Annotated in this window: 19 protein-coding genes; 13 read left to right on the forward strand and 6 right to left on the reverse strand. The window is 70.4% G+C overall.

The window, feature by feature from the left end:
- The first annotated feature begins 437 nt into the window (after positions 1–437).
- Positions 438–953, forward strand: coding sequence for a hypothetical protein (locus WMF42_RS04370; protein WP_437690372.1), 516 nt, complete (start codon positions 438–440; stop codon positions 951–953).
- 320 nt (positions 954–1,273) lie between these two features.
- On the opposite strand, the gene WMF42_RS04375 is transcribed toward WMF42_RS04370, so the two are convergent.
- Entirely contained in the window at positions 1,274–1,495 is a 222-nt protein-coding gene (locus WMF42_RS04375) for a YdcH family protein (RefSeq protein WP_061612400.1), read from the reverse strand.
- A 333-nt stretch (positions 1,496–1,828) separates the two neighbouring features.
- Between WMF42_RS04375 and WMF42_RS04380 the strand changes: the two genes are divergently transcribed.
- Positions 1,829–3,001 carry a tetratricopeptide repeat protein gene (locus WMF42_RS04380; protein ID WP_437690374.1) on the forward strand — a complete coding sequence of 391 codons (1,173 nt, stop codon included), beginning with the start codon at positions 1,829–1,831 and terminating at the stop codon, positions 2,999–3,001.
- A gap of 36 nt (positions 3,002–3,037) precedes the next feature.
- Here the strand turns inward: WMF42_RS04380 and WMF42_RS04385 are convergent, their stop codons facing one another.
- On the reverse strand, positions 3,038–4,171 hold the full coding sequence (locus WMF42_RS04385; RefSeq protein ID WP_061612398.1) for a vWA domain-containing protein: 1,134 nt from the start codon (positions 4,169–4,171) through the stop codon (positions 3,038–3,040).
- A 1,271-nt stretch (positions 4,172–5,442) separates the two neighbouring features.
- Here WMF42_RS04385 and WMF42_RS04390 point away from each other — a divergent pair.
- Entirely contained in the window at positions 5,443–6,126 is a 684-nt protein-coding gene (locus WMF42_RS04390; protein ID WP_437690377.1) for a hypothetical protein, read from the forward strand.
- A gap of 116 nt (positions 6,127–6,242) precedes the next feature.
- Here the strand turns inward: WMF42_RS04390 and tmk are convergent, their stop codons facing one another.
- Positions 6,243–6,944 (reverse strand): dTMP kinase, encoded by a 702-nt coding sequence (gene tmk / locus WMF42_RS04395; protein ID WP_063815975.1) that lies wholly within the window; start codon positions 6,942–6,944, stop codon positions 6,243–6,245.
- Positions 6,941–7,834: a pantoate--beta-alanine ligase gene (panC, locus tag WMF42_RS04400; RefSeq protein WP_061612396.1), complete on the reverse strand. Its 894-nt coding sequence runs from the start codon at positions 7,832–7,834 to the stop codon at positions 6,941–6,943. Before panC ends, tmk begins: the two co-directional genes overlap by 4 nt.
- 43 nt (positions 7,835–7,877) lie before the next feature.
- Between panC and ppk1 the strand changes: the two genes are divergently transcribed.
- Positions 7,878–10,247 carry a polyphosphate kinase 1 gene (ppk1, locus tag WMF42_RS04405; RefSeq protein WP_437690379.1) on the forward strand — a complete coding sequence of 790 codons (2,370 nt, stop codon included), beginning with the start codon at positions 7,878–7,880 and terminating at the stop codon, positions 10,245–10,247.
- Positions 10,248–10,338: 91 nt separating this feature from the next.
- Here the strand turns inward: ppk1 and WMF42_RS04410 are convergent, their stop codons facing one another.
- Positions 10,339–11,268 carry a hypothetical protein gene (locus WMF42_RS04410; RefSeq protein ID WP_437690381.1) on the reverse strand — a complete coding sequence of 310 codons (930 nt, stop codon included), beginning with the start codon at positions 11,266–11,268 and terminating at the stop codon, positions 10,339–10,341.
- Between the two features lie 1,404 nt (positions 11,269–12,672).
- Between WMF42_RS04410 and rpsL the strand changes: the two genes are divergently transcribed.
- From rpsL to rpsS, 9 genes are all read left to right on the forward strand, one after another.
- On the forward strand, positions 12,673–13,071 hold the full coding sequence (gene rpsL / locus WMF42_RS04415) for a 30S ribosomal protein S12 (protein ID WP_012233473.1): 399 nt from the start codon (positions 12,673–12,675) through the stop codon (positions 13,069–13,071).
- A 29-nt stretch (positions 13,072–13,100) separates the two neighbouring features.
- Positions 13,101–13,571 (forward strand): 30S ribosomal protein S7, encoded by a 471-nt coding sequence (rpsG, locus tag WMF42_RS04420; RefSeq protein WP_012233474.1) that lies wholly within the window; start codon positions 13,101–13,103, stop codon positions 13,569–13,571.
- Positions 13,572–13,889: 318 nt separating this feature from the next.
- Positions 13,890–16,004: an elongation factor G gene (gene fusA / locus WMF42_RS04425; RefSeq protein WP_061612077.1), complete on the forward strand. Its 2,115-nt coding sequence runs from the start codon at positions 13,890–13,892 to the stop codon at positions 16,002–16,004.
- A gap of 9 nt (positions 16,005–16,013) precedes the next feature.
- A complete protein-coding gene (gene tuf / locus WMF42_RS04430) occupies positions 16,014–17,204 on the forward strand; it encodes an elongation factor Tu (protein WP_434045295.1) in 1,191 nt (396 codons plus the stop codon).
- Between the two features lie 10 nt (positions 17,205–17,214).
- Positions 17,215–17,526, forward strand: a complete 312-nt coding sequence (gene rpsJ, locus WMF42_RS04435; RefSeq protein WP_012233476.1) for a 30S ribosomal protein S10 — start codon at positions 17,215–17,217, stop codon at positions 17,524–17,526.
- 13 nt (positions 17,527–17,539) lie between these two features.
- A complete protein-coding gene (rplD, locus tag WMF42_RS04440; protein WP_061606796.1) occupies positions 17,540–18,163 on the forward strand; it encodes a 50S ribosomal protein L4 in 624 nt (207 codons plus the stop codon).
- A gap of 15 nt (positions 18,164–18,178) precedes the next feature.
- Positions 18,179–18,475: a 50S ribosomal protein L23 gene (locus WMF42_RS04445; protein WP_020733177.1), complete on the forward strand. Its 297-nt coding sequence runs from the start codon at positions 18,179–18,181 to the stop codon at positions 18,473–18,475.
- Positions 18,476–18,477: 2 nt separating this feature from the next.
- A complete protein-coding gene (gene rplB / locus WMF42_RS04450; RefSeq protein ID WP_061606795.1) occupies positions 18,478–19,308 on the forward strand; it encodes a 50S ribosomal protein L2 in 831 nt (276 codons plus the stop codon).
- 2 nt (positions 19,309–19,310) lie between these two features.
- Complete coding sequence (gene rpsS, locus WMF42_RS04455) at positions 19,311–19,607, forward strand: 30S ribosomal protein S19 (protein ID WP_061606794.1); 297 nt, start codon at positions 19,311–19,313, stop codon at positions 19,605–19,607.
- A 113-nt stretch (positions 19,608–19,720) separates the two neighbouring features.
- Here the strand turns inward: rpsS and WMF42_RS04460 are convergent, their stop codons facing one another.
- Positions 19,721–20,767: a tetratricopeptide repeat protein gene (locus WMF42_RS04460; protein ID WP_437690384.1), complete on the reverse strand. Its 1,047-nt coding sequence runs from the start codon at positions 20,765–20,767 to the stop codon at positions 19,721–19,723.
- Positions 20,768–20,772: the final 5 nt, after the last annotated feature.

Raw genomic sequence — 20,772 nt, forward strand, 5'->3', positions numbered from 1 at the left:
GCGCTCTGGCGCGATCGTGCCGGGGTCGTGGAACGACAGGAGATCCGTCACGAAGGCCTGGAGTTGCCGCTCGAACCCCTCGGCATCGCCCCGGAGCATCGCTGTCCGGAGTCGCTCGATCCCCACCGCCGGTCCGGGCGAGCCGCCCTTCCAGTCATTGCCGGAAGGTGCCTGAAGAGACCTCGCGGCTGGGGATGGTGAGCCGCCACGGCGCCTGTCCTGGCGGGCCGATGGCCTCTTCGGCGCGGAGATGGCCGGTGAAGACCAGCGGGCTCCATCCCGCGCCGCGGCGGCCGGCCGCGGCGCGGCGCCATCCCCGACGCGCCGGGCTGCGCGCGTCAATCCGCGCGGCGCGCAGCCAGCGCTGCGGCGGCAGCCCCCCGGGATCGCCGTCTTCCCGCTTGATCGCGCCGCGACGCGGGAGATACCCTCCGCGCATGCGCCGCCTGGTCTCGTGCGTCCTCCTCCTCTCCTCGTTCGCCTTCGCGCCCGGGTGCGCGACCTACACGCAGGATCTCGATCGGGCCCGCAGCCATTACGAGGCGAACCGGTTCGAGCAGGCGCTGGCGCTGTTCCGCGTCCTCGAGCACGACATGGACTCGTTCTCGACCCCGGAGCGGGCGCAGTACGCCTACCTGCGGGGCATGACGGACTACCGCCTGGCCGATCTTGCGCCGCAGGGCTCCGGGGTCGCCGATCCGCGCAAGGGCTACCGCGACAACGCGCGCCACTGGCTCGGGCTCGCCGCGGCGATCGAGAAGCAGACCCCCGGCGGCATCAGCAGCGAGCAGAAGAACCGCCTCACCGAGACGCTCGTGGACCTCAACCGCGACGTGTTCGGCGGCGCCGAGACGCTGCCGGAGGGCGACGCCGCCGCCGGCGCCGCGCCGCAGCCTGACGCTCCCGCGACGTCGCCCGCGGACGCGCCGGAGCCGGCCGCACCGACGCTCTGAGCTGCGCGCTGGCGTCCGCGGTCCTGGCGGACGGCGCTCCACCCCCGTGACGGGGCTGCGAGCCTGGCGCCGCGTGTGCGTGTGCGCTGGATGCCGTTGCACTCCGGGCGCCGCGTGTGCGCTGGGCGCCGCATGTGCGACGGGCGTCGCTGCACGCCGGGCACCGCGTGCGAAGCCTTGCGCTGGACGCTGCGTGCGCGTCTGGCGCCGCGTCGCGCTGCATCAGCGCGTCGGATGGCCGGGGGCAGGAACGTAGGGGGAAACGAGCGGGCGGGGCGCCGTGCGCGGCGCGTTCTGGATCGCTGGTCAGCAGGGGTGCGCTACGACAACCTTCGGCGCAGGGATTCGATCTCGTCCTTCGCTGCGAGCTTGTGTTTCTTGAGCTGGGCTGCCTCCATCTTCTCCCCGGGTGTCAGGAAAGCCCGCCGACCCAGCTGCCTGAGGCGCGAGTCGAGCTCACGATGACGCGCTTCGGCCAAGCTCAGCCGCTGCTCCGTGCCGATTGCCATCACCGTGCGAGGAGAGATGATTTGATGCTTCATGTACCCACCTCCAAGGCCCCACAAGGGCCGTGATGCCTTCGAGGGCCCACGACAGAAGCCCTCGTTCTGATCGTCGCTGGAGAGGAGATCGCCGCTGACCGAGCTACGAGCCATGACAACGGCCTGACGAACGAATGCGAGATTACCGCATGGTGGCGCCCTGTTGCAGCCCTTTTGTCGGGGGGTGCCGCCCCGCATTTCCCAGAAATATCGGCCGGATACAGGAATCGCCGTACACGCACGGCCATCCACCTTCGTTCCGGACGGCCAGGCTTCGATCTCCGTCCAGGCACCAGCGGAACAACCTCGGACGTGGGGCTATCCTTCCCCGGCATGTCGAGTTCCTGCTTCACCCCGGTCGCTGCCCTGGTCCTCGTCGTCGTCCTGGGCGGGTGCACATCCGGGGCCACGGCGCCGACCCAGGCGCGATCCCCGCAGCCGGCGTCCCCGCGAGGGCCTGTCGAGCTCGCGCCGGTCGTCGTGTCCCCCTACTCGGACGCCGAGCTCGCGGCGGAGTTCGAGCGGGCGCGCGCGCTGCTCCTGGCCGACAAGGCGCGCGAGGCGGCCCCCCTCTTCGATCGGCTCGTCCGCCTCTCGCCCGACGGCGAGGTCGCGCCGCCGAGCCTGTTCAACGCCGGGCTCGCCCACGAGGCGCTCGGCGACCGCGGGCTCGCCGCCGAGCGCTACAGCGAGGTTGCGCGGCGCTTCCCGGACCACCCTGTCGCGCGCGGCGCCCGCTTCCGGCTCGCGCGCGCCGCGGCCGCCCTCGAGCGGTGGCCCGAGCTCGTCGAGGTGTCGCGCCGCCTGCTCCGCCTCGGCGACCTGAGCGTCCTCGAGGCCATCGAGGCGCGCGGCGCCCTCGCGCTCGGCCTTGTGGAGCAGGACCTCGTCGACGAAGCGGCGCGTCAGGTCGCTGTCGCGCGCGATCTCATCGAGGCGCACCGGCTGGGCGAGTCGGGCAGGCCGCCGATCGAGCTCGCGCAGGTGAGCTTCGCGCTCGGCGAGGTGCGGCGGCGCCGCAGCGAGGCGATCACCTTCGTGCCGGTGCCGGCGGACTTCGCCGACGCGCTCGAGCGGCGCTGCCAGGGGTTGCTCGACGCGCAGAGCGCCTACACCGAGGCCATGCGCAGCCTCGACGCCCACTGGTCGGCGATGGCGGGCTACCGCATCGGGCAGCTCTACAAGGAGCTCCACCGCGACGTGATGCAGGTCCCGCCGCCGCCGAGCGCCGCCACGCCGAGGAAGAAGCAGCTCTTCGAGGGGGCGATGCGCCTGCGCTACCGCGTGCTCCTGGAGAAGGGGCAGAAGATGCTCGCCGGCACCGTCCGCATGGGGGACCGCACCGGCGAGTCGTCCGCGTGGGTCCTCCGGGCGCGCGACGCGCAGCGCGAGATCGATCTCGCGCTCGCCGACGAGCAGGCGGCGCTCGCGAAGCTCCCGTTCACCGAGGCCGAGCTCTCGGCGGCGCTCGACGCCCTGAAGACGGAGCCGCCGAGGAGGCCGTGAGCCCCGCGCGGGCGCGGGCGACCCGGCGCCAGGGGCTCAGTTCAGCTTCGGCTCGCACCCGAAGAGCACGTTGAGCTCCGCCCGCACCTCGGCCTGGACCGTCGCGCAGGACGCGGGGCAGAGGATGATCTTCTTCGGGAGCTCCTCGTCATCGTAGTACCACCCGGGCCCCGCGCCGCAGTCGGCCTCGTTGTCCGCCCTCGGGATCTCCATCTCGCTGGAGGTCCCGGGCGCGAGCTTGACCGCGACCCGGGTCTTGTCGAGGGTCGCGCCCTCCGGCGGCTCGGGGATGAGGAGCTCGCACGGGAGGGCCGACGCGCGGATGTCGGCCATCTTCGTCGAGAACGCTGTCACGTCCGCGGTGACGTCGAACGCGCGCGTCGTCCCGCCGGCGGCGGCGATCTGGTCCAGGTTGGAGAGCGTCGACCCCTCCACGGCGATGACATAGGTCTGAACACCGTTGTAGTTGAGCGCCCGCTGCGCGATCTCGGCGGTATCCGCGACGGTGTTGTCGGCGCAGCCGGACGGATCGCCGTCGGTCGCGAGCACGACGATCACCTTGTGGGACGGGTTCGCGTCCTTGTAGGCGGTCGCCCTCGCGAGCGCCCCCTGGAGGGCGGGTCGCATCGGCGTCCCGCCGCCCGGCGAGGTGCCCCGGATGGAGGCGGTGAGCTCCGGCGTGTGCAGCGGCAGCTCGCCGATCTCGACAGCGAGCTCTCTATACGTCGCGTGCTCGCAGTCGTTCAGCCCGTTGTTGCCCCGCGGGAAGTACGTCAGCCCCACGTTCATCCCGGCGGAGGCCGTGTCGTTCACGAAGGTCGAGATCGCGCTCGTGACGCCGCTCCATTTCGAGCCGAGCATGCTGCCGGATCGGTCGAGCAGGACGAGCATATCGAGCGGCAGCAGCGCGGCCGCCGCGCTCGTCTGGGCGCAGGAGGCCCCCTCGTCGAAGCCGCCCTCGCCGGTCGCGCCGTACCCTCCCTGGCCGAGCGCCGGGTCTCCCGTCGCGCTGCTCGGCCCGAAGGAGCCGCCTCCGCCGCTCTCGGCCTGCTCCGGCGGGGCGACGCTCGGCGGCCTCTGCTCGTCCGTCGCCGCGCAGCCGCCCGACGGAGCTGCCATCCCGGCGGCGACGAGGAAAGGGGCAAATACGAAATGACGTCGGAAGGACATCTCTGCGCTCCTCTGGAAATTGGTGCGATGTGGCTCGCGGACGCGAGATCTCCACGCGCGAAGTGGTCTGTCTGTCGAGGGAAGCCGAGCTCCAGACGCTCTCGTCAGCATACCGCGACTCTCGATGAAGGGGCGATAGGGGCTCTCCGGTTTGTTGGGCTTCTTGGTATCGTGGTCTCTTTGCTGTCGTCGCTGTCGCTGATCTCGTGTCTCTCGTCTCTCTCTCAGTCCCTCTCCGTGTCCATGGCTCGCGCCTCGCCATCGTCGCTCGTCGTCGCTCGTCGTCGCTCGTCGCCGCCCGCGCTGACCGTTCCGGGTGCTCGCGCGCCGGAACATCATGTTTCCTTGCGCTGCCGCGAAGAACGCGTAATTCCCACGAGGAGCGTCACGCTTGCTGGAAAGAGGCGAACATGACTAGGTGGATTCCATGGGTACTTTCCGCTGTCGCCCTGACGGATCTCGGCTGTTCGACCGCGACGTCCGCGGGGAGCTCGGGCGCGACGGGGGATGGGGGCGCCGCCGCGGCGCCGGCTGTTTCGAGCGGCGGGGGCGCCGCTCCGTGCCAGATCGACTGCGCGCTCGTCCCGACCCCGCAGTGCATGAAGGCCGTGTGCAACGAGGCGACGAGGCAGTGCGAGCTCGTCTCCAGCGCGGGTGGGGAGCCGTGCGATGACAGGGACTCTTGCACGGTCGGCGAGACCTGCGAGGACGGCCTCTGTCGGGGCGGCGCGCAGGAGGACTGCGGCCTCACGCCGGACGCCTGTCATGTCGTCACCTGCGTTGACGCGGGCGGCGCTCCCCGGTGCGGGATGTCGCCGAAGGAGAACGGGTCGCCGTGCGCGACGGAAGATCGCTGTGTCCTCAACGCGGCCTGCGTGGACGGCGCGTGCGTCGGGACTCAGCGGGATTGTTTCTTCTTCCAAGTTCCGGACTCCTGCCATGTCGGAGCGTGCAATCCGGCCACCGGTGCGTGCGAGGCGGTCCCGGGGAACGACGGGGCGCCGTGCGCGGACTCCGGCGACCTCTGCATGGTCGGCAAGGCCTGCCAGAGCGGCCGCTGCGAGGGCGGCGTCCCCAAGGACTGCAGCGCGCTGAGCGCCGGATGCAACCTTGGTGCCTGCGATCCGGGATCTGGCAATTGCCATGCTGAGCCGATCGCGCCGGGCGGCGCCTGCGTCTCCGGGACCGACGAGTGCAACCGTGGTGTCTGCGACGAGCACGGCGCCTGTAATTCCATCCCTACCCCCGGCGCGTCGTGCCCTTCACAGACGGTGGGCTGTACGCGCGGTATCTGCAGCGACGCCGGGGTGTGCACGGCGCGCTCGGTCCCGGACGGGGGCGCCTGCGCGGACGGCGACTGGTGCACCGCGGGGGAGTCGTGCCTGGCCGGCGTCTGCCAGGGCGGCAGCGCCGCGGCGCCGCCGACGGTCTATTTCAGAGATACGTTCGAGGGCAACGCGGCCGGGTGGGAGCTCGGTCCGACCTGGCAGATCGGCGCGGCGACGGCGTCTTCCGGGCAGACCTACGGTCACGCCGATCCGGCGCTCGATCACACGGCGACCGCGGACAACGGGCTGGCCGGCGTGGTCATCGGAGGGAACGCGCCCCTCGGCGTTCACCCGTACTTCTACCTGACGAGCCCCGTCATCAACGCCGATGTCGCGGGCGGCGTGTACCTGTCGTTCTGGCGCTTCCTCAACAGCGATGAGGCGCCCCACATGACGAACCGCGTGGAGGTCTTCGACGGCGTCCGGTGGGAGGTGATCTACGAGTCGGGGGCGTACCCCGGCGTCCGCGACGCGGCCTGGACGAAGGTCCGCTACGATCTGACCCAGCACAAGAGCGCGAATCTGCGGATCCGCTTCGGCTACGCCGTCGAGCGGGACTCCTTCGTCGACATGGTGTCGGGCTGGAACATCGACGACGTGGAGATCGCGAACGCCGCCTGTCCGTAGCGTGGGACGCGCGTCACAAGAGCGCGCCGCAGAGGCGCAGAGGGCGCGAGGACACCATGCTCTCCGCGTCCCGGCGCCCGGGCCGATCTCCTCGGCTCAATCCATCGACACCCGGCTCACCGCTCCACGATCGGCCCGAGCGCCCCGATGATCGCGCGCGAGACCTCCTCGACCGGGCCGCCCCCGTCGATGTGGATGACGCGGTCGCCCGGCACGAGCTCCTCCGCGCGCCTGTACGCCTCCGCGAGCCGCGCCTGCAGCTCGGTCTGCTCGAACAGCTCCTCCGCACCCCCGCGCGCGCGGCGGCGCTTCTCGGCGATCTCCGGCGCCACGTCGATCACCACGGTGACGTCGGGCCTCCGCGCATGGCGGTTGAGCTCCCGGATCCATTGAAGGATCTCCCCGGTGTCCCGCTCTCCGCCGGCCGCCGTCGTCGACTGGTACGCGAGGCTCGACAGATCGTACCGGTCGGAGATCACGACGTACCCGTCGCGGAGGAGCGGCTCCACCTCGGCGCCCAGGTGATCGAGGCGGTCGGCCGAGAAGAGCAGCGCCATCACCTCCGCCTGGCGGGCGCCGGGCAGCGACACCCGGTGGGTCAGCATCAGCCGGAGGAGCGAGCCCACGGGCCCGCTGCTCGGCTCGCGCGTGACGCGGACCATGCGCCGCGCCGCCCTGAGGTGCTCCGCATAGCGCTCGGCCTGCGTGCTCGTGCCCGCGCCGTCGATCCCCTCGAACACGATGAAGGCGCCGCGCCGGGGCTCGGCGGGGGGGCGCGACGACGGCGCGGGGGCCTCCCTGTCGGAGCTCGTCGTCATCCGCCGGCCTCCTCGCCCGCCCCCGCGATGGGCGGCGCGTCCTCCCCGAGCACGGCGTTGTCGATGAGGCGCGCCGACCCGAGGCGGACGGCGACCGCGAGCAGCGCCCGGTCGCCGACAGTCGCCTCGTGGCTCCAGATCGCCAGCGACTCCGGGTCGGCGAGGTCCACGTAATCGATGCTCGTCGCGACGGCCGCGAGGCGCGCGCGCGCGGGCTCGAGGAGTGCGGCGGGGCGCCGCTCGCCGCGGGCGAAGGCGCGGCACGCGTCGGTGAGGGCGAGCGGGATGGCGCGCGCCGCGCTCCGCTGCTCGGGCGAGAGGTAGGCGTTGCGCGACGACATGGCCAGGCCGTCGGGCTCGCGCACGGTCGTCGCGCCGACGACCTCGACGGGCAGGAACAGGTCGGTGGCGAGCCGCCGGATCACCTGGAGCTGCTGGTAGTCCTTCCGGCCGAAGACGGCGACGCTCGGGCCGGCGAGCGCGAACAGCTTGGTGACCACGGTGGCGACGCCCTCGAAGTGCCCGGGCCGGTGGACGCCGCAGAGCGGGGCCGCTGTCGCGCCGACGCGCACGCGCGTCTCCTCGCCGGGCGGGTACATCGCGGCGACCTCGGGCGCGAACACCCCCGAGGCGCCGGCTTCCGCGCAGGCGGCGAGATCGCGCTCGAGCGTCCGCGGATAGCGCGCGAGATCCTCGCCCGCGCCGAACTGCGTCGGATTGACGAAGAGGGTCACCGCCACGAAGCCCGCTCTCCGCCGCGCCTCCGTGATCAGCGCGAGGTGGCCTGCGTGGAGCGCGCCCATCGTCGGAACGAGGCCGACGCGGCGCCCCGCGGCGCGCGCGCGCTCGCAAGCGAGCCTCAGCTCGTCCGGCTGTCGCCAGAATTCCATGGGCGGACCGTATCAGACCTGCAATAAAATCGAAGCTTCCACCATGATTGACGTGCCCTCCTCCACCGACGCCACCCTCGTCTCCGGTCCCAGCTCCGGGGGCGATCCGGATGCCGCTCAGGTCGCCAAACCCACCGCGGGCTCGGGCGACTCGGCCGCCGCGAGGTCTGGAGGGAGCGCCGCCCCGTCGAGCGGCCCCGTGTCGATCCCGGCGGCCTCGGGGCCGATCCCGATCGAGGGCGACCCGGCGCACTACCTGAACCGGGAGCTCTCGTGGCTCGAGTTCAACGCGCGGGTGCTGTCGGAGGCGCGATCGCACGAGGTTCCGCTGTTCGAGCGCCTCAAGTTCCTGAGCATCTTCTTCTCCAACCTCGACGAGTTCTTCATGGTGCGCGTCGCGGGCCTCCAGGCGCAGACGCTGCGCACGATCGCAGAGGTCCCGCCGGACGGGCTCACGCCCCACGAGCAGCTCGTCGCGATCGGCGCGCGCGTGCACGCGCTCGTCGACGACGCCTACCAGATCTGGAACTCGGACCTCATCCCGGCGCTCAGGCGCGCCGGCATCGTGATCGTCCGGCCGGACGAGCTCGACCCGCCCGAGCTCGGCGCGCTCGACGACAGGTTCCGCACGGACATCTTCCCGATCCTCACGCCGATCGCGATCGACCCGGGGCACCCGTTCCCGCACCTGCGCAACAAGATGATCAACCTCGGGATCATGTTCTCCCGGGAGCATGAAGCGCAGGAGCCCGGCTTCGCTGTCATCCAGGTGCCGCCGATGCTGAGCCGGCTGATGCGGGTCCGCGTGGACGGCGCGACGCGCGCGTTCGTCCTGCTCGAGGACGTGATCGCGCGGCACGTGAAGGATTTCTTCCCCTCGGGCAGGCTGCGCGGGACGTACCCCTTCCGCGTCACCCGGAACTGGGATCTCGAGATCGACGAGGAGGAGGGCGAGGACCTCCTGGAGACGATCCAGGCCGAGCTTCGCCGGCGCGATCGCGGCAACGCCGTGCGCCTGGAGATCGGCATCGGCGAGGGCGCCGGCACCTCGGTCCAGCGGCTCTGCCGCGCGCTCAAGGTCGACGGGTCGCTCGCTGTGTACCGGGTGCCGGGGCCGCTCCACATCGCCGACCTCATGGGCATCGTCGCGGACGACGAGCGCCGCGAGTACCGCGACGAGCCGTTCTCGCCGCAGGTCCCGCCGCTCTTCCGGGAAGTCGAGGACATCTTCGCGGTGATCCGGGAGCAGGACGTGCTCCTGCACCACCCGTACGAGTCGTTCGACCCCATCGCCGAGTTCGTCTCCCGCGCGGCCGACGACCCGAACGTCCTCGCGATCAAGCAGACGCTCTACCGGACCGGCGGCGACTCGCCGATCCTGAAGGCGCTCGCGCGCGCGGCCGAGAGCGGCAAGCAGGTGACCGCCATCGTCGAGCTGAAGGCGCGCTTCGATGAGGCGAGCAATATCCAGTGGGCGCGGATGCTCGAGCAGAGCGGCGTGCAGGTGATCTACGGCCTGCTCGGGCTGAAGACGCACGCGAAGGCGCTGCTCGTCGTGCGGCGGGAGAAGGACAAGCTGCGCCGCTACGTGCACCTCTCGACGGGCAACTACAACCCGCAGACGGCGCGGCTCTACACCGACATCGGCCTGTTCACGGCGAACCGCGAGATCGGCGAGGACATGACGTCGCTCTTCAACCTGCTCACCGGCTACAGCGCGCCGCCCAAGTGGAACCGCCTGCTCGTGGCGCCGCTCGGCCTGCACGAGGCGGTGCTCGGGTTCATCGCGCGCGAGGCGGCGCACGCGCGGGCCGGCCGCAAGGCGGAGATCGTGGCGCAGATGAACGCGCTCGTGGACGTCGATGTCATCGACGCGCTCTACGCGGCGTCGCAGGCGGGGGTCGACATCAAGCTCGCGGTGCGCGGCATCTGCTGCCTGCGCCCGGGCATCCCGGGGCTGTCGGAGCGGATCCAGGTGCGCGCGATCATCGACCGCTTCCTCGAGCACAAGCGCCTGTTCCGGTTCGCGAACGGCGGCAACGAGGAGGTCTACATGTCGAGCGCCGACTGGATGCCGCGCAACTTCCACCGCCGCGTCGAGCTGATGGTCCCCATCATCGAGCCTGCGATCCGCGCGCGCGTGGAGGACATGCTGAACATGGTGACCTCCGACACGGCGAAGACGTGGGAGCTCGCGAGCGACGGCAGCTACCACAAGCTGCAGGTGCCCTCCGGCGCCGCCCCGCTGCGCTCGCAGCAGCGCTTCATCGAGCTCGCGCGCGAGCGGGTGAAGCTCAGCGATCCGCTCGCGCGCGGCGGCGGGCGCTTCCACATCCTCCGCGTGCCCGCGAGAGCGTCGGACGGGGAGTCGCGTCACCGCAAGGGCGCGAAGAAGAAGAAGAGCCTCCCCTGAGCGACCCGGCGGCCTCGCGGTCGCCGGAGGCGGCAGAAGGAGCGCGTGGGGGCCGTGTCGGCGCGCCGGAGCACGCGGAGGGCGAGCGGATTCAGAACCGCGTGTGCAGCGTGGCGGATCCGGGGCCGAGCGAGAGCGTTGTCTGGACCGGCGCCCTGGGCGCCTCGTCCGTGGCCGGCACCTTCTTGCCGCCGATGATCCAGAGCGGGATGCCCACGGCGAGCATGACGCCGCCTGCCACCGAGATGAGCGCCCCGGCGACCTGGCGGGGGCCGTCGGAGCGCGTGTCGCAGACGTCGGTGAACCCCCCGAAATCGCAGTAGATCTCGTAGCGCTCGCTCGCCGAGGCGAGCAGGCCCGTCCCCGCGAAGAACGCGATGGTGCCGCCGGCGGTGAGCGCGATGCCGCCCAGCATCAGGCCCGGGTTCTTCCGTCGCAGCGGAACCGGCGGCGGAGAAGGCGGGAGCTCCGCCGCGGCGGGCGGATAGCCGGGCGGCGGGTAGGCGCCGCCGTACGGAGCGTAGCCGCCCTGATAGCCGGGCGGCGGATAGCCTGGCGGCGGGTAGCCTGGCGCAGCCTGAGGGACCTGCTGAGGCGGCGCGGGGTAGGGCGCCGCGGGGTAGGGCGGCGCGGGGTAGGGTGGCGCGGGGTAGGGGGGCCCAGGCGGGTAAGGCGCCGCGGCGCCGGGAGCCGCCGCACCGGGCGGCGTCGCAGCGCCGGCCGGCGGCGCGGGAGGCGCGCCGCCGGGCTGCGGCGTGGCGGCCGACGGCGGGGCGGCTGGCGGTGCCGCGGGTGGCGCTGCGGCGGCCGAGGGCGCCGCGCCTGGCTGCGCCGCGGCGCCGCCGGACTGCCGCGGAGCGGCCGCGGGCGCGGGCGACCCCGCAGCCGGCTGTCGTTGGGGCGCCGGCTGCGCGACCGCCGTCGTCGCGGCGAGGAGGCCGGACAGCGCGACGCCGAGCGGCAGGGCGAGCGCCCGTCCGCCGGAGAGCGGCGAGCGGCGCGGCGTTCGGGCGTTGGCCAAGGCAATCAAGCGAAGCATCTCGGGCGTCCTTTCATCGCGGCGATTTCGATCGTTCCTACGGGGTCTCGGCGGGCCGCTGCGCCGGCTGCATTGCGGGCGTGGCACCGGCCGGCGGCGTGGCTCCAGGCGGCGCAGCGGCCGGCGGCGTGGCGCCGGCCGGGGGCGTGGCTTCAGGCGGCGGAGCGGCTGTCGGCGTGGCACCGGCCGGGGGCGTGGCTTCAGGCGGCGCGGCTCCAGCTGGCGGAGCGGTCCCGGCCGCCGGCGTTGTTGTGGTCGTCGGCGCGGCTCCGGCCGGCGGCGTGGCTCCGGGCGGCGCGGCGCCCGGCTTCGCCGCAGGTCGCTTCGGCGTCGCGGTGGTTGCCGCCCCGGCGGCAGCGCTGGCCGCTGTCCCCCGCGGGGCGGCGCTGGCGGCCGTGTGCTGTGACGTAGCGTCGCTCGCGGGCGTACCCGCGGCCGCCTCCGCCGTGACGATCGTGGGGGGCGACGAATCGACGGGAGGTCGAGCCGACAGCTCGCCTGACGTTGGCGGTGCAGCGGGGCCCGCGCTCGCGGGCTCCTCGGCAGCGCGCTCCCGCGGCAACGGAGCGGCGCTCGCGGGCTCGGCCCTCGGGCGCTCCGGGGCGCGGGGGGACTGCGCGGCGAAGACGATCACCGCGGAGAGCGCCACGATGCCGAGGAAGACCAGGAGCACGCGCTCTCTCCCCGTCTTGGTCCGCGCGCCCCCGCCGCGCGCTCGGGCGGCCTGCGCGCTCTTCGGTGCACCGGCGTCGCGCGCCAGCGCGGCCTGCGCGCTCTTCGGCACGGCGGCCTGCGCGCTCTTCGGCACGGCGGCCTGCGCGCTCTTCGGCACGGCGGCCTGCGCGCTCTTCGGCGCGGCGTCGCGCGCTCGCGCAGGGAGCGCGTCGTCGCCACGGCCCTTCGCCTCCGGCTCGAGGCGCGCTTCGGTGGATCGTCGTTCCGTCGCCTTGTCGCCCGGATCGCTCCGTGACGAGGGCGCCGTGATCGTCGTGTCCGCGCGGGACGCAGTCCCCGGCGTGACGCCGGGCTGCGGCGCCTTCCGCCGGCTTTCCCTACGCTGGGCGCGTGAAAGCTTCTTCGCCACGCAGCGACCGTACCGAACAGCAGCCGGGTCGCCAAGAGCCGCCCGCGCGTCTCCGCGTTCGCTTCGTGCCGCGCGCGGCCGCAGCGCGTGGTCAGCCGCGCATCACGAGCGCGCCGCTGCGCGGGCAGCACCTCGCCCCGCGCATCGTCCACGAGCGCGCGTGCCCCCCGGCGTCGCGCAAGATCGCCCAGAAGCCCCGCACGCGGAAGCATCCAGCACGAACGGGTGACGTCACCCTTGACATGATTCTGCTGCTGGGTATCCTGCGCGTCCCCATCCCTCAGGTGGAAATCCGCGTCTCTATGCCGACCATCAGCCAGCTCATTCGCCAAGGCCGCGAGGCCGCCCGCTACAAGACGGCCTCTCCTGCGCTCAAGTCCTGCCCGCAGCGCCGAGGCGTGTGCGTCCGTGTTTATACCACGACGCCGAAGAAGCCCAACTCGGCGCTCCGCAAGGTCTGCCGCGTCAGGCTGAGCAACCAGATGGAAGTGACGAGCTACATCCCGGGTGAAGGCCACAACCTGCAGGAGCACTCGGTCGTCCTCATCCGTGGCGGCCGTGTGAAGGACCTGCCGGGCGTGCGCTACCACGTCGTCCGCGGCACGCTCGACGCGTCCGGCGCCGCCGGGCCGAGCTCCACCAACAAAGCGACCCGCAACCGCAAGCGCTCGAAGTACGGCGTGAAGCGCCCGAAGGCCTGACCGGGCGATAGCCGAGCAGAGGAACGAAGATGCCCCGTCGTCGCGAAGTCCCGAAGCGGAAGATCATTCCGGACCCGAAGTACAAGGACAAGCTCGTCGCCAAGTTCACGAACTCCCTGATGCAGTCGGGCAAGAAGGCGACCGCCGAGGGGATCCTCTACGGCGCGTTCGACATCGTGCGCGACCGCTTCAAGGAGGAGCCGATCGACGTCTTCCGCAAGGCGCTCGACAACGTGAAGCCGAAGCTCGAGGTGAAGAGCCGACGCGTCGGCGGCGCGACCTACCAGGTCCCCGTCGAGGTCCGGCCCGAGCGCCGCGTCGCGCTGGCGATGCGCTGGCTCGTGACCTACTCGCGCGGCCGCGGCGAGAAGACGATGCGCGAGCGGCTCGCCGCCGAGCTCGTCGACGCGGCGCAGAACCGCGGCAACGCGGTCAAGAAGCGCGACGACACGCACAAGATGGCGGAGGCCAACAAGGCGTTCGCCCACTATCGGTGGTAGGTGACGACGCCGCCAGCGCAGATCATGGATCTGCGCTGGTTCGTCCATTTCACGTACTTCACGTACCGGTGACCAGGCGAGGAGACGCGTAGAGCGAGATGGCACAGTCGACATAAGGATCGGGTTACAGAGCCGGTCTTCTCGAGGGAGCGCGACAGCGCTCACCGTCGCGAGACCTAGAAAAGCTGCTGCTGTACCCCGACACCCTCTCCAGGTTCAAGTGCCCGCCACAACAGCGGCGGGCCGGGCTGGAGAGGGTGTTTTGCATCCTGAGTCCGGAACACTCACCCCACGCATCAACACGACGGAGAAGGAACAGTGGCACGCGAGTACAGCCTGGAACGGACGCGCAACATCGGGATCATGGCCCACATCGATGCGGGCAAGACCACGGTCACCGAGCGCATCCTTTACTACTCGGGTGTCAACTACAAGATCGGCGAGGTCCACGAGGGCGCCGCCACGATGGACTGGATGGTTCAGGAGCAGGAGCGCGGCATCACGATCACGTCGGCCGCGACGAACTGCTTCTGGACGCCGGAGCAGGGATCTCACAAGGGCATCTCGCACCGGATCAACATCATCGACACCCCCGGCCACGTCGACTTCACCATCGAGGTCGAGCGAAGCCTCCGGGTGCTCGACGGCGCCGTGGCGGTGTTCGACGGCGGCAACGGCGTCGAGCCGCAGAGCGAGACCGTGTGGCGGCAGGCGGACAAGTACGAGGTCCCGCGCATCGCGTTCATCAACAAGATGGACAAGGTCGGCGCCGACTTCGACATGTGCGTCGAATCCATCCGCGAGCGCCTCGGCGCGAACCCGGTGGCGATCCACTACCCGCTCGGCTCCGAGGACACGTTCCGCGGCGTGATCGACCTCGTGACCCTCCGGGCCGCCGTCTTCGACGAGGAGACGAAGGGCCAGCGTTACGAGTGGCAGGAGGTCCCGGGCGACCTCCTCCCCCGGTGCAAGGAGCTCCGGGAGAAGCTCCTCGAGGCGTGCGCCGACTCGAGCGACAAGGTGATGGAGAAGTTCATCACCGGCGAGCTCGACAAGGTGACCGAGGAGGAGATCCACGCGGCGATCCGCGCGGGCACCCTGAGCTTCAAGATGGTCCCGGTCCTTTGCGGCTCGGCGTTCAAGAACAAGGGGGTCCAGCTCCTGCTCGACAGCGTGGTGAACTACCTGCCGTCGCCGGTCGACATCAAGGCCGTCGAGGGGACGCTGCCGGACAAGAAGGACAAGGTCGTCTCGCGCAAGGCGAGCGACGACGAGCCGTTCGCGGCGCTGGCGTTCAAGATCATGAACGACCAGTTCGGCAACCTCACGTTCTTCCGCGTCTACTCCGGCACGACGAAGAGCGGCGTCAGCGTGCTCAACTCGACGCGCGGCAAGCGCGAGCGGTTCGGGCGCATCCTCCGGATGCACGCGAACAAGCGCGAGGAGATCGACGTCTGCTACGCCGGCAACATCTACGCTGCCGTGGGGCTCCGCGACACCCGCACCGGGGACACGCTCTGTGACGAGAAGCACCCGATCGTGCTGGAGCGGATGGAGTTCCCCGATCCCGTGATCTCGATCGCGATCGAGCCGAAGACCAAGGTCGATCTCGACAAGCTCGGGGTCAGCCTGCAGAAGCTCGCCTACGAGGATCCCTCGTTCCGCACCTTCACGAACGAGGACACCGGGCAGACGATCATCGCCGGGATGGGCGAGCTCCACCTCGAGATCATCGTCGACCGCCTGAAGCGCGAGTTCAAGGTCGACGCCAACGTCGGCAAGCCCGAGGTCGCCTACCGCGAGACCATCGCGAAGAAGGCGACGGACGTCGAGGGGCGCTTCGTCCGGCAGTCGGGCGGGCACGGCCAGTTCGGCCACGTCCGGATCGACATCGAGCCGGCCGAGCGCGGCGCGGGCTTCCTCTTCGAGAACGATATCGTCGGCGGCATCATCCCGAAGGAGTTCATCCCCTCGATCGAGAAGGGCATCCGGGATGCGATGGGCCGCGGTGTGCTCGCGGGCTACCCCGTCGTCGACATCAAGGTGCGGCTCCACTTCGGCAGCTACCACGAGGTCGACTCGTCGGGCCCCGCGTTCGAGGTCGCCGCGTCGATGGCCTTCCAGGACGGCGCCAAGCGGGCGGGCCTCGTGCTCCTCGAGCCGATGATGGCCGTCGAGGTCGTCTCTCCCGAGAACTACCTCGGGGACGTCATCGGAGATCTCAACTCGCGACGTGGCCGCATCCTCGACATGGGGCAACGCGCGAACACCCGGGTGATCAGAGCGGAGGTCCCGCTCGCCACCATGTTCGGTTACGCGACCGACGTCCGTTCAAAGACGCAGGGCCGCGCAACCCATTCGATGCAGTTCTCTCATTACGCACCGGTTCCAGCAGCGATCCAGGAAGAGATCGTCGCCAAGCAGCGAGGTTAAAGATACGCCATGGCCAAGGAGAAATTCACTCGTACGAAGCCGCACGTGAACGTGGGCACCATCGGTCACATCGACCACGGCAAGACCACGCTCACCGCGGCGCTCGTCAAGGTGCAGTCGAAGCGCCAGCTGGCGAAGGCGATCTCGTACGCCGACATCGCGAAGGGCGGGACGGTCCGTGACGAGACCAAGACGGTGACCATCGCGGCGGCGCACGTGGAGTACGAGTCGGTCAACCGCCACTACGCGCACGTCGACTGTCCCGGGCACGCCGACTACATCAAGAACATGATCACCGGCGCGGCGCAGATGGACGGGGCGATCCTCGTCGTGTCGTCGCTCGACAGCGTGATGCCGCAGACGCGCGAGCACGTGCTGCTCGCCCGCCAGGTCGGCCTGAACCACATCGTCGTGTTCCTCAACAAGTGCGACGCCGTGGACGACCCGGAGATGCTCGACCTTGTCGAGATGGAGGTCCGCGAGCTGCTGTCGAAGTACAAGTTCGACGGCGACAACGCGCCGGTCATCCGGGGCGCGTCGCTGCCTGCGCTGCAGGGCGACCCGAAGTGGGAGGAGACGATCCAGCAGCTCCTCAACGCGCTCGACAGCTACATCCCCGAGCCGGTGCGCGACATCGACAAGCCGTTCCTGATGGCGATCGAGGACGTGTTCTCGATCAAGGGCCGCGGCACGGTGGCCACGGGCCGCATCGAGCGCGGCGTGATCAAGGTCGGCGACGAGGTCCAGATCATCGGCTTCAAGGACACGAAGAAGTCGGTCGTGACCGGCGTCGAGATGTTCCGGAAGCTGCTCGATCAGGGGCAGGCGGGCGACAACGTCGGCTGCCTCCTCCGCGGCGTGGAGAAGGAAGAGATCGAGCGCGGCCAGGTGCTCGCGAAGCCCGGGTCGATCACGCCGCACACGAAGTTCACCGGTGAGGTGTACGTCCTCAAGAAGGAGGAGGGCGGGCGCCACACGCCGTTCTTCACCAACTACCGGCCGCAGTTCTACATCCGGACGACGGACGTGACCGGCACGGTGAACCTCCCCGAGGGGGTGAAGATGGTGATGCCGGGCGACAACATCACGATGACGATCGAGCTCATCGCCCCGGTCGCGCTGGAGGAGCAGATGCGCTTCGCCATCCGCGAGGGCGGCAAGACGGTGGGCGCCGGCGTCGTCACCAAGATCCTCGCGTAGGAAGAGCACCATGGCTGATACAACGAAGATCCGGATTCGCCTCAAGGCGTTCGACCACCAGCTTCTCGACAAGTCGACGAGCGACATCGTCGAGACGGCGAAGCGGACCGGCGCGCACGTCGCGGGACCCATCCCGCTGCCCACCGAGATCCGCCGCTACACGGTGCTCCGGGGGCCCCACGTCGACAAGAAGTCGCGCGAGCAGTTCGAGATCCGGACTCACAAGCGGCTTCTCGACATCATCGAGCCGACACAGCAGACCCTCGACGCGCTGATGAAGCTCGACCTTTCGGCCGGCGTCGACGTCGAGATCAAGAGCTAGGAGTCCAGGTACCATGAAGGTTACCGTTTACAACCTCAAGCGGGAGCAGGTCGGCGAGCTCGACCTCTCGGACGAGGTCTTCGGGACCGAGGTGAAAGAGCACCTCTTCTACGAGGTCGTGAAGGCGCAGCTCGCGTCGCGCCGCTCGGGCACCAAGGCCACCAAGGAGCGGAGCGCGGTCGCCGGCTCCACGAAGAAGCTCTATCGCCAGAAGGGCACGGGCCGCGCTCGCCAGGGCTCGATCCGCGCGCCGCACCACGCGGGCGGCGGCATGGCGCACGCGCTGGAGCCGAAGGACTGGTCGTACCGTCCGCCCCGCAAGGTGCGCATCGGCGCCCTGAAGAGCGCGCTCTCCCTCTTCGCGAAGGAGGGCCGGCTCATCGTGCTCGACAGCCTGGAGGTCCCCGAGGTCAAGACCAAGGCGATCGCGGCCACGCTCACGACGCTGCAGGCGGATCGGAAGTCGCTGGTCGTCGACACGGCCGGTAACGAGAAGCTGGTGAAGAGCCTCCGCAACCTGGAGAACCACCAGTACCTGCCGCCGGAGGGGGTCAACGTCTACGATCTCCTCAGGCACGACCACCTCATCGTCTCGAGGGACGCCGCCAAGGCGCTCGAGGCGCGTTGCCTTCGCTAGTCAGGGGAGTCCGCCATGCAGCCCGAGCAGATCATCCGCCGGCCCATCATCCTCACGGAGAAATCGAGCCGGCTCCGCGACCAAGGCAACAAGGTCATCTTTGAGGTCCGCCGCGAGGCGAACAAGATCCAGATCAAGGACGCCATCCAGACGCTCTTCAAGGTGGGCGTGGTGGACGTCAACACCATGATCATGCGCGGCAAGGAAAAGCGCATGGGGCGCGGCTATGCGAAGCTGCGCAATTGGAAGAAGGCGATCGTCACCCTCAAGGAGGGTGACGAGATCCAGTTCTTCGACGAGAAGGCGGAATAGCCATGGGAATCAGATCCTTCAAGCCGACCTCGCCGGCGCGGCGTTACTACTCGGTCAGCGACTTCAAGGAGATCACCAAGGTCGAGCCCGAGCGGTCGCTGCTCGAGCAGCAGACTTCCACCGGCGGCCGGAACAACAACGGCCGGATCACGTCGCGGTTCCGCGGCGGTGGTCACAAGCAGCGGTACCGGGTCATCGATTTCCGGCGCGACAAGATCGGCGTCCCGGCGAAGGTCGCCGCCATCGAGTACGACCCGAACCGGACGGCGCGCATCGCGCTGCTCCACTACGTGGACGGCGAGAAGCGCTATATCCTGGCGCCCGACGGCCTCGCGGTCGGGACGACGCTGCTGGCGAGCAGGAACGCGGACATCAAGCCAGGCAACAGCCTGACGCTCCGCTTCATCCCGCCTGGCACGTCGATCCACAACGTCGAGGTCAAGAAGGGCAAGGGCGGCCAGCTCGTCCGGTCGGCCGGCGTCGCTGCCCAGCTCATGGCGAAGGACGGCGACTACGCGCAGGTCCGCCTCCCGAGCGGCGAGATCCGCAAGGTCCACCTCGATTGCCGCGCCACGATCGGGCAGGTGTCGAACTCCGACCATGCGAACATCAGCCTCGGCAAGGCCGGCCGCTCGCGCTGGCTCGGCCGCCGGCCGCACAACCGGGGTGTCACGATGAACCCGGTCGATCACCCGATGGGCGGCGGTGAGGGCCGGACGAGCGGCGGGCGCCACCCGTGCTCGCCGTGGGGTCAGCTCGCCAAGGGGCTCAAGACGCGGAACAACAAGCGCACGGACTCGATGATCGTCCGGCGGCGCGGGACCAAGGGTTAGTCATGCCGAGGAGCATCAAGAAAGGGCCCTTCATCGATGGTCACCTGCTGGAGAAGATCCAGGCAGCGCAGGCGACCAATGCGAAGAAGGTCATCAAGACGTGGTCGCGCCGCTCGACGATCCTGCCCGAGTCGGTCGGCCTGACGTTCGCCGTGCACAACGGGAGGAAGTTCGTCCCCGTGTTCGTGACGGAGAACATGGTCGGCCACAAGCTGGGTGAGTTCGCCCCGACGCGCACGTTCCACGGTCACTCCGGGGACAAGAAGTCCAAGGTCGGCAAGGGCCCCGGCGGTCGCTGATCTCTCCGCGGTCAGCGCGAGAGCATCGACGGCAAGCGGGCGGGATCGCAGCAGCGATCCCGCCCGTTCGTCTTTGGAGCGCAGCGCTGACGCTCGCGCGGCCCGGAGCCGCTTCAGAACGCGCCGCGCACGCCGACGTAGCTGGGCGCGACGAGGAGCTGCGGTGAGGTGGTGGCGCCCTGCGGCTCGCCGGAGCCGCCGCCGGTGAAGCTCAGGATGAACAGCGTGGTGCCGGTGACGAGCCCGAGCGCGCCGACCACCAGGCCGACGTTCGCGACAGTCTTCTGGGTCTTGCCCGCATCGACGTCGTCCTGACGCTCGATGGGACAGGGGCCTCGGCACGTCTCGGCGAGATCGCTGTAGGAGCTGTTCGCCATCAGCCCGGCGATCGTGAACACGCCGAGCCCCGCCACGCCCACGGCGCCAGCGACGTAGGCGTAGGGGCGCAGGTACGCCCTCGGCGAGGGCGACTCCAGCGCGGGCGGGATCGAGCCCTCGTCGAGGAGCGTCGCATCGTCGTCAGGCGCCCCCGGCGGACCGCTCGCGTCGGCGTCGATCGGCAGCGTCTTCGCTTCGCCCGGCGACAGATCGACGGTCTGCGGGATCGAGGTGATCCTGGTGCGGAGGACGATCTCGGCCTTGCCGGGCTTGACCGGGTACGGCTTGCCCCACCGCTCGCGCGGGACCTCCTTGCCGGCGATCGTGAGCGACGTCGCCGACTCCGGGCGCGCGACCGTGACCGTCACGAGCGCGATCTTGCGCGCGAGCTCGTCTCGCTCCAGCTGCGCCGTCTGCTCCGTCTGGGCGTAGCGCGGCTCGGTCTTCGCGCGCGCCGCGGCCTCGGCCGCGACCCCGTCGAACTCGAGGTACGCCTCGGTGAGATCGTCGAGCTCGGCGAGGCAGCGCGCGATGTACAGGCGCGAGTTCGGGCTCGCCACCGCGGCGTACGAGGCCCGGAACTGCTCGAGCGCGAGCGCGTAGCGCCTGGTCTCGAAGAGGGCAGCGCCCTTCTTGAACAGGCTCTGCGCCTTTTCCACCGCGTCCGGCGCCGGCGTCGACGCGGCGTCGTCCGCGGCCGCTGCGGGTCCGGGGAGCGTGCACAGGCAGAGGCAAGACGCCGCACCGAAGAGCAGCGCACGGAGCCAGGGTCGAGATCGCACGGTGT

This window comes from Sorangium sp. So ce176, assembly GCF_051519835.1.
Taxonomy (GTDB): domain Bacteria; phylum Myxococcota_A; class Polyangia; order Polyangiales; family Polyangiaceae; genus Sorangium; species Sorangium cellulosum_G.

Bases quoted from the DNA above. Each gene is read 5' to 3' on its own strand.
- rpsS (WP_061606794.1), top strand. From the start codon at position 19,311: ATGCCGAGGAGCATCAAGAAAGGGCCCTTCATCGATGGTCACCTGCTG.
- WMF42_RS04370 (WP_437690372.1), top strand. From the start codon at position 438: ATGCGCCGCCTGGTCTCGTGCGTCCTCCTCCTCTCCTCGTTCGCCTTC.
- rplB (WP_061606795.1), top strand. From the start codon at position 18,478: ATGGGAATCAGATCCTTCAAGCCGACCTCGCCGGCGCGGCGTTACTAC.
- panC (WP_061612396.1), bottom strand. From the start codon at position 7,834: ATGGAATTCTGGCGACAGCCGGACGAGCTGAGGCTCGCTTGCGAGCGC.
- WMF42_RS04445 (WP_020733177.1), top strand. From the start codon at position 18,179: ATGCAGCCCGAGCAGATCATCCGCCGGCCCATCATCCTCACGGAGAAA.
- WMF42_RS04375 (WP_061612400.1), bottom strand. From the start codon at position 1,495: ATGAAGCATCAAATCATCTCTCCTCGCACGGTGATGGCAATCGGCACG.
- tuf (WP_434045295.1), top strand. From the start codon at position 16,014: ATGGCCAAGGAGAAATTCACTCGTACGAAGCCGCACGTGAACGTGGGC.
- WMF42_RS04385 (WP_061612398.1), bottom strand. From the start codon at position 4,171: ATGTCCTTCCGACGTCATTTCGTATTTGCCCCTTTCCTCGTCGCCGCC.
- rplD (WP_061606796.1), top strand. From the start codon at position 17,540: ATGAAGGTTACCGTTTACAACCTCAAGCGGGAGCAGGTCGGCGAGCTC.
- tmk (WP_063815975.1), bottom strand. From the start codon at position 6,944: ATGACGACGAGCTCCGACAGGGAGGCCCCCGCGCCGTCGTCGCGCCCC.
- rpsG (WP_012233474.1), top strand. From the start codon at position 13,101: ATGCCCCGTCGTCGCGAAGTCCCGAAGCGGAAGATCATTCCGGACCCG.
- rpsJ (WP_012233476.1), top strand. From the start codon at position 17,215: ATGGCTGATACAACGAAGATCCGGATTCGCCTCAAGGCGTTCGACCAC.
- ppk1 (WP_437690379.1), top strand. From the start codon at position 7,878: ATGATTGACGTGCCCTCCTCCACCGACGCCACCCTCGTCTCCGGTCCC.
- rpsL (WP_012233473.1), top strand. From the start codon at position 12,673: ATGCCGACCATCAGCCAGCTCATTCGCCAAGGCCGCGAGGCCGCCCGC.
- WMF42_RS04380 (WP_437690374.1), top strand. From the start codon at position 1,829: ATGTCGAGTTCCTGCTTCACCCCGGTCGCTGCCCTGGTCCTCGTCGTC.